Raw genomic sequence first — 14,066 nt, forward strand, 5'->3', positions numbered from 1 at the left:
GTGAAACGCCGGTCAACATCCGGGTAACCTGTTCGTCGCAGTCGGCACGATCGTGGTGATCTCGGTATACGAGAGCGTCCATGTCCGTGTACGGGACACTCACGCGGGCGGACCACCACCGCGGCGGCGCGTGCGAACAGACAAGGAAGTCGATTTCCCAGTGTCAGAGAACGTAGAGGCGAAGACCGATGTAGTGCTCGTAGGCGCGGGCATTATGAGCGCGACCCTCGGAGCGCTGCTCCGTCAGCTGCAGCCGGAGTGGTCCATCACGGCATTCGAGCGGCTCGACGCCGCCGCCGCGGAGAGCAGCGACCCGTGGAACAACGCCGGTACCGGGCACTCCGCCCTGTGTGAGCTGAACTACACCCCTGCCAAGCCCGACGGCTCGGTCGACATCACCAAAGCGATCAACGTCAACGAGCAGTTCCAGGTTTCGCGCCAGTTCTGGGCTTACGCGATCGACAAGGGAATCCTGTCGGACCCGAAGAACTTCATCAACCCGATTCCGCATGTCAGCTTCGTCCACGGCGCCGACAACGTGAAGTACCTGCGCGCCCGCTACGACGCTCTCGCCGGACACCCGCTCTTCGCCGGTATGGAGTACTCCGAGAGCCCCGAATGGTTCTCCGAGCGCCTGCCGCTCATGGCCGAGGGCCGCGACTTCTCCGACCCGGTCGCACTGAACTGGACCGAGACCGGCACCGACGTCGACTTCGGTGCGCTCACCAAGCAGCTCGTCAACAGCGTGGCTGCGTCCGGTGGCACCGTGTTCTTCGGCCACGAGGTCACCAACCTCTCCAAGCAGTCCGACGGCAGCTGGATCGTCAAGGTTCGCAATCGCCGGACCGGTGACACCCGCAAGGTTCACGCAAAGTTCGTGTTCGTCGGTGCGGGCGGCGGAGCGCTGCACCTGCTTCAGAAGTCGGGCATTGCCGAAGCCAAGGGCTTCGGCGGATTCCCGGTGTCGGGGGCCTTCCTGCGTTGCACCAACCCCGACGTCATCGCTCGGCACAGCGCCAAGGTCTACGGCAAGGCCGCTGTCGGCGCGCCCCCCATGTCGGTGCCCCACCTCGACACCCGAGTGATCAACGGTGAGCAGGGCCTGCTCTTCGGTCCGTACGCCGGTTGGTCACCGAAGTTCCTCAAGCAGGGCGGCGTGATGGATCTGCCCAAGTCGGTCAAGCCCAACAACCTCATGTCGATGCTCGGTGTGGGCATGACGGAGCTCGGTCTCGTCAAATACCTCGTCAGCGAGCTCAGTCAGTCGCCCGCCGACCGCATCGTGACACTGTCCGAGTTCGCCCCGGAAGCCCGCCTCGAGGACTGGGAGCTCATCGTCGCCGGTCAGCGGGTGCAGGTCATCCGCCGTAAGGGTGCGGGTGGGGTACTCGAATTCGGTACCGCAGTGGTCAACGCAGCCGACGGGACCATCGCGGGCCTTCTCGGTGCGTCGCCCGGAGCGTCCACCGCCGTCCCTGCGATGCTCGATGTACTCGAGCGGTGCTTCCCGCAGCAGTGGGCGGGCTGGCAGTCGAAGCTGAAGGAAATGGTGCCCTCGCTGGGCGTCAAGCTGTCCGACAACCCGGCCCTGTTCGAGCAGATGTGGGACTGGAGCACCAGGTCTCTCGAACTCGACGTTGCATCCGACCCGGTGCCGACCGCTCCGGTCGAAGCTGCTGTCTGACCCTCGCATACATCGTCACAGGCCGGTCCGCACCCAGTGGGGAGCGGACCGGCCTGTGTTCACACCGGACCGGAAAGTGGGGACCACCGAGTGCCAACCGAGAACGCCGACGAGACGAATTATCTCGTCGGCCTGAATCTGTCCGGACGCCGCGTCGTCGTGGTGGGAGGTGGTTCCGTCGCCCAGCGCAGACTCGGGTTGCTCGCCTCGTCGGGTGCGGACATCCACGTGGTGGCGCGTGCCGCGACGCCGGTGATCGAGAGCTTCGCGGCAAAGGGCCGGATCACCCTCGAACTCCGTGACTATGTCGACGGTGACCTCGACGGCGCATGGTACGCAATGGCGTGCACTGACGAACCCGGCACCAACGCCGCGATCGTCGAGGAAGCCGAACGACGCAGGGTGTTCTGTGTTCGCGCCGACAATGCGCGCGCGGGAAGTGCAGTGACGCCGGCAACGGCACAGCACGACGGACTGGCCATCGGTGTGTTGGCGGGAGGCGATCACCGGCGTTCCGCCTCCGTGCGCACCTCGATTCTCGATGCACTTGCGGGTTCGGGAGTCCTCGGGATCTCCGACCCCGGTGACAAACCGGTCGGTGTGGCGCTCGTCGGAGGCGGCCCAGGCGATCCGGATCTGATCACCGTCCGCGGCCGCCGACTGCTCGCGCAGGCCGATGTCGTCGTCGCCGACCATCTGGCACCGCAGCCGCTCCTCGCCGAACTCGCCCCGCACGTCGAGGTGATCGACGCCGCGAAGCTGCCCTACGGACGGGCGATGGCGCAGCAGGCCATCAACGACATCCTCGTCGACCGCGCGAAGGCCGGGAAGTTCGTGGTGCGGCTCAAGGGCGGCGATCCGTATGTGTTCGGTCGCGGCTTCGAGGAGCTCGAAGCGTGCGCAGAGGCGGGCGTGCCGGTAACGGTCGTGCCGGGCATCACCAGCGCGATTTCGGTGCCGTCAGCGGCCGGTATCCCGGTCACCCATCGCGGCGTGACACACGAGTTCGTGGTGGTCAGCGGTCATGTCGCACCCGGCCATCCGGATTCGCTGACCGATTGGGATGCGCTCGCGAAACTTCGGGGAACCCTCGTGCTGCTGATGGCCGTCGCGCGCATCGGGCAGTTCGCCGACGCTCTCATGGCCGGGGGACGTCCCTCCGACACTCCAGTGGCCGTCGTGCAGGAAGGAACCATGCGCAGCCAGCGAGTTCTCCGCGCCGACCTCGCGACAGTCGCTGCACGCGTCGACGAGGAGGACATCCGCCCGCCCGCGATCATCGTGATCGGCCCGGTTGCCGGATTCACGACGGAAGGTGCGTGACGTGACCGACACGTCGAAACAGATGACCACCCGCGCGGTCGCCATCGCGATGCTCGTCCTGAGCGGACTCCAGCTCATGGTGGTGCTCGACGGCACCGTCGCGAACCTCGCGCTCGCACCGTTGCAGTCCGAATTCGGAATGTCCGACTCCGGTCGCAACTGGGTCCTCACCGCGTACGCATTGGCCTTCGGTGGCCTGATGCTGCTCGGCGGGCGCCTCGGCGACAGTTACGGTCGCAAGAAGATGTTCATCGCCGGCGTCTCGATCTTCACACTCGCTTCGCTGTTGTGCGGCATCGCGAGCAACGACGTGATGCTCATCGGCTCGCGAGCCCTGCAGGGTGTGGGCGCAGCCGTCGCATCACCCACCGCGCTCGCACTGGTGGCGACGACTTTCGCGGCGGGCCCCGCGCGCAACCGGGCGATAGCGGTGTTCGCGGCGATGACAGGTGTCGGATCCATCGCGGGTCTGATCCTCGGCGGCGCGCTCACCCAGGTGTCGTGGCGATGGATCTTCCTGATCAACGTGCCGATCGGTGTGCTCATCGTGGTGCTCGCGGTGATCTCGCTCCGGGAGACCGCGGGTGAGCGGCTCGCCCTCGACGTACCCGGGGCGATTCTCGCGACGCTGGGATGCACAGGGCTGGTGTTCGCCTTGACCGAGGGGCCCAGTTTGGGGTGGGGCAGTTACGCGGTGATCGGCGCACTCGTTGCCGGTGTCGTGCTGCTCGGAGCATTCCTGCTGGTCGAGCGTCGCGCCGAGAATCCGCTTCTGCCGTTCGTGTTGTTCCGCAACAAGGACCGTGTTGCGGTGTTCGTATCGATTTTCTTCGCGGGCGCGGTGATGTTCAGTCTTGCCGCATTCGTTGCCCTGTTCGTGCAGGACGTGCTCGGCTACACCCCGCTTCAGGCCGGCCTCGCGTTCGTTCCATTCGCCTTCGGGCTCGGTGGGGCTGCTGCGGTGGCGTCGAAACTGGTTGCGCGGATCCAGCCGCGCTGGCTGGTCGTCACGGGCACGGCCATCGTGGCTGTGAGCCTGGTGTACGGGTCGGGGATGAGTCAGGACGTCGCGTACTTTCCGACCCTGTTCATCCTCGTGCTCGTCGTCGGGTTCGGTGTCGGACTTTCTTCGGTGCCGCTGCCGTTGTGCGCGATCGCCGGTGTGGGCTCGCACGAGATCGGGCCACTGTCGGCGATCGCGCAGGTCGCCCAGACGCTTGGCGGTCCCGTGGGGCTCGGCATCATCGGTTCGCTCGCGACGTCCAGGGCGTTGTCGCTCGGCGGCACATCCGGCCCGGTCACCGCTATGACCGACGCGCAGCTCGCGGCCCAAGGAGAGGGCTACCTGTTCGCTCTCTTCGGCTGCGCGGTGTGCGCGGTCATCGCGGGTATCGCGGCGCTGTTCATCCGGTTCACTCCTGAACAGGTCGCACAGGCACAGGAAGCCGAGAAGGCAGCCCAGACGATCTGAGGTCTCGGCACATACGCGACCCCGCCCCTTCAGGAGCGGGGTCGCTGCGCGTCAGGTCAAGACGATCAATTCGGTCGGCGACGCGACCTCGACCCGCAACCCTGCCTTCGACGCGACCCGTGCCACGCCTTTGATGTCCGTCGGCTCGGCGCGTGTGAGCACCAATGCTCTCGCAAGCAGACCCTTGTGATGCTTGTTGAAGTGGCTGACCACTTTGCGGGTGCCGTCGGGTTGCTCGGTGAGCACCGTGGCGGTCACGGCACCGGGTATCGGACCGAGCTGCTGATAGACGCCCGATCGCAGATCGACCATGAGATCGCCGTCCGCCTCCGCCACGAGTGTGTCGGACAACTCCGGTCGCCACAGTGCCGCGAGTGTCCCGAAACCGGGCAGTTTCGATCCCCCCGACAGTCGGTAGGCGGGCACCGGGTCGGCCGCACGGATCGCCCCGAAGAGCGCGGATCCGATGCCCAGTCGCCGATAGGCCTTGTCACGCTGTGCCCTTGTGAAGGCACCGGCGTCGAGTGCGTCGAACAACACTCCCGTGTAGCGGAAGAGCGCGGGCGTGGTCGGGGAGACCCACAGTTTTGCGTTCCGCTCGACCTCGTCGAACTGGGTGGCACCCAATCCGAGGGCACGGGCCGACGCCTCCGGATCCGCTGCGAGGTCGACGAGGGCATTGACGAGGAGTTCGCGTGTCTCGGTCAGTTGCGGCATCGACAGGTCCCCGAGATCGAGTGGGGCGCCGTCGCCGCCCTCGGACTTCGTCTCGGACGGGGGGAGAAGTACCAGCACAAACGACAACCGTACCGATCGGGTCGATCGGGTCGCGAGGTAGGCTGACCGATCGTGATCACCCGCATGTCGCACCTGTTCCTCCGCACGCTCCGCGACGACCCGGCCGATGCCGAGGTCGCCAGCCACAAGCTGCTCGTCCGCGCCGGCTACGTGCGCCGCATCGCGCCGGGCGTGTACTCGTGGCTGCCACTGGGACTGAAGGTGCTGCGCGAGGTGGAACGGGTGGTCCGCGAGGAGATGAACGGCATCGGCGCGCAGGAGATCTCCCTGCCTGCGCTGCTCCCGCGCGACCCCTACGAGACGACGAACCGCTGGACCGAGTATGGCCCCGGCCTGTTCCGCCTGCAGGATCGCAAGGGCGGCGACTACCTCCTCGGCCCGACCCATGAGGAGATGTTCGCGCTCACCGTCAAGGGCGAATACAACTCGTACAAGGACTTCCCGGTCACGCTGTATCAGATCCAGACCAAGTACCGCGACGAAGAACGGCCGCGCGCCGGCATTCTGCGCGGCCGCGAATTCACCATGAAGGACTCGTACAGCTTCGATCTCACCGACGAGGGGCTCGCTGAGTCGTACCGCGCACACCGTGACGCATACGAGCGGATCTTTACGCGCCTCGGCGTGAAGTACGTGATCGTGTCCGCGACGTCGGGTGCGATGGGCGGCAGCGCGTCGGAGGAGTTCCTCGCCGAGTCGCCCGCCGGTGAGGACACCTACGTGCGGTGCGTCGAATCCGGGTACGCCGCGAACGTCGAGGCCGTGAAGACCCTGGCCCCCACCCCCGTTCCGATCGAGGGGCAGCCGGAGGCGGTCGTCCACGACACCCCCGACACGCCCACGATCGACACTCTCGTCACGGTGTCCTCGCAGATCCTCGGCCGCGAGGTCGACGCCTCCGAGACGCTCAAGAACATCCTCGTGAAGGTGCGGCAGCCCGGCGGCGAATGGGAACTCCTCGGTATCGGTGTCCCCGGCGACCGCGAGGTCGACGACAAGCGTCTCGAAGCCTCCCTCGAGCCGGCCGAGGTCGCGCTGCTCGGCGAGGCCGACTTCGCCGCCAACCCGTTCCTCGTCAAGGGCTACATCGGGCCCAAGGCGTTGCTGGCGAACGGCGTGCGCTACCTCGTCGACCCCCGGGTGGTCGACGGCAGCTCCTGGATCACCGGCGCCGACGAGCACGGCAAGCACGTGTTCGGATTCGTCGCCGGCCGCGACTTCACCCCGGACGGCACGATCGAGGCGGCAGAGGTGCGCGACGGCGACCCGTCGCCCGACGGAGCGGGACCGCTCGTCTCGGCCCGCGGCATCGAGATCGGTCACGTCTTCCAGCTCGGCAGTAAGTACACCGATGCATTCGACGTGAATGTTCTCGGGGAGAACGGCAAGCCGGTGCGCCCCACGATGGGCTCCTACGGCATCGGTGTCTCACGACTCGTTGCCGTGGTCGCCGAGCAGCAGCACGACGACAAGGGCCTGCGCTGGCCTGCCGAGATCGCACCGTTCGACGTGCACCTCGTCATCGCCAACAAGGACGAGCAGGCCCGCGCGGGCGCCGAGGCACTCGCGCAGGAACTCTCCGACGCCGGCGTCGACTTGCTCTTCGACGACCGCAAGGCATCGCCGGGCGTGAAGTTCAAGGACTCCGAGCTGCTCGGTATGCCGCTCGTCGTCGTGGTCGGCCGCGGTTTCGCCGACGGTCACGTCGAACTGCGCGACCGCTTCACCGGTGAGGCCCGCGAGGTGCCTGTCGCGGATGCGGTGAGCGAGGTTCTCGCAGCGACCCGCCGCTGACCCGACCGACGGCTGCCGATGAGGTGGTGACGGGGGAGACTGTGTTCCATGGCTGCTGATTGGGAACGTACAGACACCTATCTCTCCGACCTCCTCATCGGCAACGACCGTGCCACCGAGGCTGCGCTCGTGGCGAACGCCGAGGCAGGCCTACCCGCCATCGATGTCTCGCGCATGCAGGGCAAGTTCCTGCACCTGCTTGCGCGAGCGATGGGTGCGCGGGCAGTTCTCGAGATCGGCACGCTCGGTGGATACAGCACGATCTGGCTCGCGCGGGCCGTCGGCGACGAAGGACGGGTGGTCACACTCGAGTTCGAGCCCCGTCACGCAGAGGTTGCGCGTGGGAACCTGGACCGGGCCGGGGTCGGCGGAGTGGTCGATATCCGCGTCGGTCCCGCCCTGGAGTCGTTGCCGCATCTCGAGGGCCCGTTCGATCTCGTGTTCATCGACGCGGACAAGGAGAACAACTCCAACTACGTGCGTGAAGCACTGCGGCTCACCCGCCCGGGCAGTGTCATCATCGTCGACAACATCGTCCGCGGCGGTGCGATCGCGGATCCGGATCAGGACGATGAACGCGTCCGTGCGTCTCGGGATGTCCTTGCTCTGTTCGCATCCGAACCTCGCCTCGACGCGACAGCGCTGCAGATGGTAGGGGTGAAGGACTGGGATGGTTTCGCGATGGCGCTGGTCGTCCGCTGAGGGCGCTGCCGGACAGGTTCTCTCCGAATTGTCCTGATCCGCCACGAGAACCTGTTCCAGTGTCGTAATGTGCGCAGCCATGATCTCCACGGTCGTCTGGGGTACAGGAAACGTCGGGCGCGCGGCTATTCGCGCTGTCGATGCTCACCCCGCACTCGAGCTGACAGCGGTTCTCGTCCACAACCCGGACAAGGTCGGGCGCGACGCCGGGGACCTGGCTGATCTCGGCCGTGAGATCGGCGTCAGGGCGAGAGCGGACATCGACGCCGTGCTGTCCGAGGGGCCCGCCGCCGTCGTGTACGCGGCGACCGGCGACATCCGGCCCGACGATGCCTTCGCCGACATCCTCCGTGCGCTGCGCACCGGTGCCGTCGTCGTCACACCCGCGCTGTTCCCGCTGTACGACCACCGCAGTGCACCGCCCGAGATGAGAGAACCGATCCTGGCGGGGATCGCGGAGGCCGGCGGGTCGCTGTTCGTGTCGGGTATCGACCCGGGGTGGGGCAACGACGTGCTGCCGTTGCTGCTCAGCGGACTCGGCACGACAGTCGAGGGCATCCGCTGCCAGGAGATCTTCGATTACTCGACCTACGACCAGCCCGACTCGGTGCGGTACCTCGTCGGGATGGGGCAGCCGATGGACTACGAACCACCGATGCTCGCGCCGTCGATCCCGACGATGGTGTGGGGCGGACAGGTGCGGTTGATGGCGCGAGGCCTCGGCGTCGAACTCGACGAGATCCGTGAGGTCTTCGACCGGCGTGCCCTCGACACCACAATCACTACTGCGACGATGGGCGACTTCGAGGCGGGCACACAGGGCGCGGTGCGATTCGAACTGCAGGGCATCGTCGGCGGACAGCCTCGAATCGTCATCGAACACGTCACCCGCATCCACCCGAAATGTGCGCCGGACTGGCCCGTTCCACCCGACGGCGGTGCGGGTGCACACCGGGTGATAATCGAGGGACGACCGCGGATCGAAGTCAGTATCGAGGCCGACGACGAAGGCGGGAGCCGGGCGGCCGGCGGCAATGCGACGGCGGTGGGTCGGCTCGTCGGCGCGATCGACTGGCTCGTCGAGCACGAACCCGGCCTCTACGACGCACTCGAAGTTCCGCTGCGCCCCGCGATCGGCAAACTCACCGCTCCGGAAGGAGCCCCCGCATGATCATCGACATCCCCGAGGGCAAGGACCCGATCGGCTATGTCTGGGCCGAGATGGTCCCCGGGATAGGGATCCCCGCTTCCCAGTTCTCGCTTTCCGTGTACGAGCACTCGACCATCGACCTGCGTGCGTTCGAAGCCGCGCGGCTGCGGATCGCGCAGATCAACGGATGTGTTTTCTGCCAGGACTGGCGTACCGAACGGGACGGAGTCAGGGTCGAGCCCGGTTTCGACCGAGACGTCGAGAACTGGCGCACCACCGAGCACTTCGACGAGCGAACACGACTCGCAACCGAGTACGCCGAGCGATACGCGCTCGATCACCACGGTCTCGACGACGCGTTCTGGATTCGGATGAAGGCCCAGTACACCGACGCCGAGATCGTCGAGTTGTCGATGAGCATCGGATCGTGGCTGGCGTTCGGCCGACTCAATCACGTGCTCGGGTTGGACTCCGCCTGTGTACTACCCCGGCACTGATCGACACGACGAATGATCAGGGTGCGCCGAACACCACGTTGCCCGTGTAGCCGATCATCCACTGCACGCCGTACTTGTCGGTGCACATGCCGAAGCGCTCCGCCCATTCCACCTTCCCCAGTGGCATGGACACCTCACCGCCCTCGGACAGTCCGCCGAACACCCGGTCGGCTTCCTCGGCGCTGTCGGCGTCGATCGAGATCGCGAAATTCGTTCCGGCGGTGACGGTACCCATCGCCTCGGGTACGTCGGATCCCATGAGCATGCTGTCGCCCAACGGGAGCGCGACGTGGGCGACGCCGTTCTTCTGTTCCTCGGTCAGCTCCATGTCGCCGGTGTCCATGTCGCTGAAGCGTGCCAACTGTAGTTCGCCGCCGAAGACGGATCGGTAGAAGGTGAATACTTCTTCGGTGTTGCCGTTGAAATTCAGGTACGGGTCGACTGATTTCATGGTGTGCTCCCATGTCGCTGTACGGACGGTCGAGCACCCGCAGTCTAGTGCGCCGATACCCCACACAACAGCCGACGCCTCGAGGCCGAGGGCGTGAACCGCATATGGAAACCTCGCCGACACGTCATGCTGAAAGCGCGCCGCTGTCCCAGCGCCTTGGTGGACGACACGACTGGGGATGTCGCATGACCATCGATCTGCACGGTACGGTGCGACTCTCGCGCTCACTGATCACCCTCGCCTCCGCGGCGACGGTCGCCGTCCTCGCCGCGGGGTGCCTGCCGTCCCCGGCCGACGACCGGGTACCAGACCGGTCGGCCACTGTCACCCGTCCGGCTGCGCCCGAGGGGACGCTTCCCGACCCCCTCCGGACAGCACTGCAGGGCGCACTCGATCGGACGATGACCGAATACGGGGTGCCCGGAGCCGCCGTGGGCGTATGGGTTCCGGGTGAAGGCACCTGGATTGCGACGGTCGGCACCGCAGACATCGAGGGGGAGGTCGCTGTCACCACCGAGATGACCTGGCCACTGCGGAGTATCACCAAGTCGTACACCGTCACCCTCATCCTCCAATTGGTGGACGAGGGCACGATCGGTCTCGACGACACGATCGATCAGTACGTCGACGGCGTCACGGACGGAGACAGAATCACTCTCCGAGAACTTGCCGGGATGTCCAGTGGCAACGCCGACTACACCGACGACAGATTCGTCGAGGTGTTCTCCGAGGACCCCGCGAGGATCTTCACGCTCGATGATTTGAACAGTTTCGTGCTCGGGGCGCCGGCGCAGTTCGCACCCGGGGAGAAGAAGGTCTACACCAACGCGAACACCAACCTGCTCGGCGCTGTCGTCGAGCAGGCAACGGGGCAGCAGTTCACCGACGTCCTCGACGAGCGCATCCTGAGACCCCTCGGGCTGGAAGGCACCGAGTACGTCCTCGACGCCGCGCAGTGGGCCGACCCACATCCGATCGGGTACGCGGCGGGTACGGGAGGTCTCGAGGAGCAGCCCGACAATCTGTCCATCTTCGGGCCGGCCGGTTCCATGATCAGCAACCTCGACGACGGTCGAGTGTGGGGCGAGGTCCTTGCCACCGGCACGCTCCTACAGCCGGAGACCCAAGCCGAGAGGCAACAAGGGGCGCCGTTGGACGTGGGGCCACCGTACGACATCTATGCTCTCGGAATCGGCGAGACGGCGGGATGGTGGGGGCACAACGGCGAGGGCCTCGGTTTCACGGCGGCCATCTTCCACAACCCCGATTCGGGTGCGACCGTCGTGGTCTATATGAACGAATCCGATGTCGTGCCGGAAGCCCACCCTGCCGATCAGATGTTCCGCCGTACGGCCGAGATCCTCGGATCGGGCCGGTAACCCATGGTCCGCGACGCCTACGTCATGTGACACCTCGAGGTCCTCAGGACCTACCGGGGAACGGCACCGACGGCGGAACGATGCCGAGGTGCGTCCGCCAGTGTGCGGCCCGCACCGCAGTGTCCGTGAGTGCCTCGATTGCGTTCGCCCGGACCGGTTCGCTTCGAGCGCGCTCGACCACCGAGCGCCACGCGACCGCGGTGTCGGTTTCGATCTGCAGTGCGAGTTGTGCGGCACTCGCCGGGTCGGTGACAGGAAACGGCACCGTGTATCCGGGTGCCGCGACCGGCGGTTCGACACCGACAGAGATCAACGCGTCGATCGTGGCGTCGCGCCGCGCACGATGCGCTGCGGTGTCGTTCGCGACGTCGTCGGCACGCGCCGGGTCCGCGAATGCGGACACGACGCCGTACCCGAACACAGCGGAGTGTTCGGCCGCGAGGGCATCGACGAGGGATTGCTGTTCGGGACCGAGCTCGGGCGATGTCACGGCAGCAGCACCGCCGTCTCGACCGCGCACGCGGCACTGACGGAGGCGAGCAGTCCCGCGCGGAACCCTTGGAGGCTGCGGCCGACCTCAGCCGCGCTGCGCTGCGACTGGCTCAGGCGCTCGCGTAACAGTTCGACGGTCGGACCTTCTCCGGCCGCAGCGGTCGTGGTCGTCGACGAGGGAGGGGTGTAGCTCGTGGTGGCACCTGCCGCGCGAGCGATCTCGGCTTCGAGCGCGTCGGCGTGTGCCGTGCGCTCGGAGCTGATCGTGGTCAGTGATTCCGCGAGGTCGGGGGCGAGAGCAACCAGGGCGGTCGCGGTCGACGCATCGGTGCGGGCACGCACAGCCTGGGAGAGCAACGGGTCGGGTTCCTGCTCGCCGTCGTCGGTGATTCCACACCCGGTGACGACCGCCACCGAAACTCCTCCTGCTGCAGCCGAGCACCATCGCAACAGTGTTCGTCGGGACATCGAGGATCGCGTCACTGGCATCGGCACCGGACCATCCTGCCAGCCGGGTGTGACGGATATCGACCCCGGGCTGGTCACGGAGCGGCGAAATGCACGTTAGGCTGGATATCTGCCGGTGCGTCCGTCCGGCCGCTGTCCGCTGCGATCACAACTGAACGAGGAGCCCGCTCACCATGCCTGTGCCACCCCCGGAGAGGATCGTCGAGCTCGTCACCGATCTTCTCGACAACGAGGGCTACGACCTCGAGGACGTGGTCGTGACCGCCGCCGGAAAGCACAGCACCGTTCGTCTGATGGTCGACAGTGATGCGGGCCTCGGACTCGACGAGGCGGCCCGCCTGAGTCGTCTGGTGTCCGAAGCGTTCGATTCCGTCTCCGATTTCGGAGAGTCCCCGTACGTCCTCGAAGTGACGAGTCCGGGCATCGGCAGGCCGTTGACGCTCGATCGGCACTGGCGGCGCGCTCAGGGGCGCAAGGCTCGGATCGAGACGGCCGACGAGACGTTCGTCGCCCGGGTCGGCGAGCTCGTCGGCGACACCATTCGAGTGGTGGCCTCCGACAAGCAAGGCCCTTTCGTTCGGTCCTTGCCGCTGTCCGACGTACGCAAGGCGGTGGTCGAGATCGAGTTCTCACCCCCGAATGCGCGCGAGCTGGAACTGGCCGGTGGACTGCCGGACGGGCGCGTGCAGGCCGGTGAGATCGACGAGAACGCGGTCGGCGACACGGCAGACGACGACGAGAACACGGTGGACGACGGCACCGAAAGCAACGAACAGAGGATGGACAAGTGAATATCGAAATTGCGGCTCTGCGGATGCTGGAGTCGGAGAAGAACATTCCGTTCGACGAGCTCATCGAGACGCTCGAGACGGCGTTGCTCACCGCCTACCGGCATGTCGACGGACATCAGCCGCACGCGCGGGTCGTGGTCGATGTCAAGACCGGAGCGATCCAGGTGCTCGCCGAGGAGCGCGACGAGGACGGCAACGTCATCGCCGAATGGGACGACACCCCCGAGAACTTCGGGCGCATCGCCGCGACCACCGCCCGCCAGGTGATCATGCAGCGGATCCGCGACGCGGAGCACGAGCAGCGGTTCGGTGAGTTCTCCACTCACGAGGGTGAGATCGTCAGCGGTGTCGTCCAGCGCGACTCCCGCGCCAACGCCCGCGGCATGGTGGTCGTCAAGATCGGCGGCGACACCAGTGCCACCGAAGGGCTGATCCCGCCGGCCGAGCAGGTCCCGGGAGAGAGCTACGAACACGGCGACCGCATCAAGTGCTACGTCGTGGGTGTCTCGCGCGGCCAACGCGGACCGCAGATCACGCTGTCCCGTACGCACCCGAACCTGGTTCGCAGGCTGTTCGCACTCGAGGTTCCCGAGATCGCCGACGAGTCCGTCGAGATCGTCGCGGTCGCGCGGGAGTCCGGCCACCGTTCGAAGATCGCTGTGCATTCGGTAGTGCCCGGGCTCAACGCGAAGGGCGCGTGCATCGGACCGATGGGTCAGCGCGTGCGCAACGTGATGCGCGAACTCGGCGAAGAGAAGATCGACATCATTGACTTCGACGAGGATCCCGCGAAGTTCGTCGGCAACGCATTGTCGCCGTCGAAGGTGGTTTCCGTCACGGTCGTGGACCCGGATGCGCGCGCCGCACGGGTGGTCGTTCCCGACTTCCAGTTGTCGCTCGCGATCGGTAAGGAAGGGCAAAACGCACGTCTCGCGGCGCGCCTGACCGGGTGGCGAATCGACATCCGGAGCGACGCCGCACCCGTCGAGGCGGAGGATGCCGGTGACTCCCCGACAGGCAGGTGAAGGTGGGATGCGGGATTTCGGGCAAAACAGCGGTACAGTGG

General features: G+C 66.5%; 14 protein-coding genes. 10 read left to right on the forward strand and 4 right to left on the reverse strand.

Annotation, left to right across the window (positions count from 1 at the left end; translation table 11 throughout):
* The first annotated feature begins 160 nt into the window (after positions 1-160).
* The 3 genes from mqo (at position 161) to HCA61_RS13590 (ending at position 4,478) form a co-directional block, all read left to right on the forward strand.
* Positions 161-1,684, forward strand: a complete 1,524-nt coding sequence (gene mqo, locus HCA61_RS13580) for a malate dehydrogenase (quinone) (protein ID WP_169688707.1) — start codon at positions 161-163, stop codon at positions 1,682-1,684.
* Positions 1,685-1,774: 90 nt separating this feature from the next.
* The gene (gene cobA / locus HCA61_RS13585; protein WP_169688708.1) at positions 1,775-3,007 is read left to right on the forward strand and encodes a uroporphyrinogen-III C-methyltransferase; all 1,233 of its coding nucleotides are present in this window, start codon (positions 1,775-1,777) and stop codon (positions 3,005-3,007) included.
* 22 nt (positions 3,008-3,029) lie between these two features.
* Positions 3,030-4,478 (forward strand): MFS transporter, encoded by a 1,449-nt coding sequence (locus HCA61_RS13590; protein WP_169688909.1) that lies wholly within the window; start codon positions 3,030-3,032, stop codon positions 4,476-4,478.
* A gap of 51 nt (positions 4,479-4,529) precedes the next feature.
* On the opposite strand, the gene yaaA is transcribed toward HCA61_RS13590, so the two are convergent.
* Positions 4,530-5,273 (reverse strand): peroxide stress protein YaaA, encoded by a 744-nt coding sequence (gene yaaA, locus HCA61_RS13595; RefSeq protein WP_169688709.1) that lies wholly within the window; start codon positions 5,271-5,273, stop codon positions 4,530-4,532.
* Between the two features lie 54 nt (positions 5,274-5,327).
* Here yaaA and HCA61_RS13600 point away from each other — a divergent pair, with 54 nt between their 5' ends.
* From HCA61_RS13600 to HCA61_RS13615, 4 genes are all read left to right on the forward strand, one after another.
* On the forward strand, positions 5,328-7,070 hold the full coding sequence (locus HCA61_RS13600) for a proline--tRNA ligase (protein WP_169688710.1): 1,743 nt from the start codon (positions 5,328-5,330) through the stop codon (positions 7,068-7,070).
* A 48-nt stretch (positions 7,071-7,118) separates the two neighbouring features.
* On the forward strand, positions 7,119-7,772 hold the full coding sequence (locus tag HCA61_RS13605) for an O-methyltransferase (RefSeq protein ID WP_169688711.1): 654 nt from the start codon (positions 7,119-7,121) through the stop codon (positions 7,770-7,772).
* Positions 7,773-7,851: 79 nt separating this feature from the next.
* Complete coding sequence (locus HCA61_RS13610) at positions 7,852-8,943, forward strand: dihydrodipicolinate reductase (RefSeq protein WP_169688712.1); 1,092 nt, start codon at positions 7,852-7,854, stop codon at positions 8,941-8,943.
* On the forward strand, positions 8,940-9,419 hold the full coding sequence (locus HCA61_RS13615; RefSeq protein WP_169688713.1) for a carboxymuconolactone decarboxylase family protein: 480 nt from the start codon (positions 8,940-8,942) through the stop codon (positions 9,417-9,419). Before HCA61_RS13610 ends, HCA61_RS13615 begins: the two co-directional genes overlap by 4 nt.
* 16 nt (positions 9,420-9,435) lie before the next feature.
* Here the strand turns inward: HCA61_RS13615 and HCA61_RS13620 are convergent, their stop codons facing one another.
* Complete coding sequence (locus tag HCA61_RS13620) at positions 9,436-9,870, reverse strand: VOC family protein (RefSeq protein ID WP_169688714.1); 435 nt, start codon at positions 9,868-9,870, stop codon at positions 9,436-9,438.
* Between the two features lie 185 nt (positions 9,871-10,055).
* On the opposite strand from HCA61_RS13620, the gene HCA61_RS13625 reads away from it, so the two are divergent.
* Entirely contained in the window at positions 10,056-11,249 is a 1,194-nt protein-coding gene (locus HCA61_RS13625; RefSeq protein WP_169688715.1) for a serine hydrolase domain-containing protein, read from the forward strand.
* 43 nt (positions 11,250-11,292) lie between these two features.
* Here the strand turns inward: HCA61_RS13625 and HCA61_RS13630 are convergent, their stop codons facing one another.
* Complete coding sequence (locus HCA61_RS13630; RefSeq protein ID WP_169688716.1) at positions 11,293-11,739, reverse strand: ferritin-like domain-containing protein; 447 nt, start codon at positions 11,737-11,739, stop codon at positions 11,293-11,295.
* Positions 11,736-12,230 (reverse strand): hypothetical protein, encoded by a 495-nt coding sequence (locus HCA61_RS13635; RefSeq protein ID WP_169688717.1) that lies wholly within the window; start codon positions 12,228-12,230, stop codon positions 11,736-11,738. The genes HCA61_RS13630 and HCA61_RS13635 overlap by 4 nt, the downstream gene beginning before the upstream one ends.
* Before the next feature lie 152 nt (positions 12,231-12,382).
* Here HCA61_RS13635 and rimP point away from each other — a divergent pair, with 152 nt between their 5' ends.
* Both rimP and nusA read left to right on the forward strand, forming a co-directional pair.
* Complete coding sequence (gene rimP, locus HCA61_RS13640) at positions 12,383-13,000, forward strand: ribosome maturation factor RimP (RefSeq protein WP_169688718.1); 618 nt, start codon at positions 12,383-12,385, stop codon at positions 12,998-13,000.
* The gene (gene nusA / locus HCA61_RS13645) at positions 12,997-14,025 is read left to right on the forward strand and encodes a transcription termination factor NusA (protein WP_169688719.1); all 1,029 of its coding nucleotides are present in this window, start codon (positions 12,997-12,999) and stop codon (positions 14,023-14,025) included. The genes rimP and nusA overlap by 4 nt, the downstream gene beginning before the upstream one ends.
* The last annotated feature ends 41 nt before the right edge of the window (positions 14,026-14,066 follow it).

Source organism: Rhodococcus sp. HNM0563 (assembly GCF_012726195.1).
In the GTDB taxonomy this organism is placed as follows: domain Bacteria; phylum Actinomycetota; class Actinomycetes; order Mycobacteriales; family Mycobacteriaceae; genus Rhodococcus.

Bases quoted from the DNA above. Each gene is read 5' to 3' on its own strand.
- HCA61_RS13590 (WP_169688909.1), top strand. From the start codon at position 3,030: ATGACCACCCGCGCGGTCGCCATCGCGATGCTCGTCCTGAGCGGACTC.
- HCA61_RS13605 (WP_169688711.1), top strand. From the start codon at position 7,119: ATGGCTGCTGATTGGGAACGTACAGACACCTATCTCTCCGACCTCCTC.
- HCA61_RS13610 (WP_169688712.1), top strand. From the start codon at position 7,852: ATGATCTCCACGGTCGTCTGGGGTACAGGAAACGTCGGGCGCGCGGCT.
- HCA61_RS13615 (WP_169688713.1), top strand. From the start codon at position 8,940: ATGATCATCGACATCCCCGAGGGCAAGGACCCGATCGGCTATGTCTGG.
- HCA61_RS13620 (WP_169688714.1), bottom strand. From the start codon at position 9,870: ATGAAATCAGTCGACCCGTACCTGAATTTCAACGGCAACACCGAAGAA.
- HCA61_RS13625 (WP_169688715.1), top strand. From the start codon at position 10,056: ATGACCATCGATCTGCACGGTACGGTGCGACTCTCGCGCTCACTGATC.
- HCA61_RS13635 (WP_169688717.1), bottom strand. From the start codon at position 12,230: ATGCCAGTGACGCGATCCTCGATGTCCCGACGAACACTGTTGCGATGG.
- rimP (WP_169688718.1), top strand. From the start codon at position 12,383: ATGCCTGTGCCACCCCCGGAGAGGATCGTCGAGCTCGTCACCGATCTT.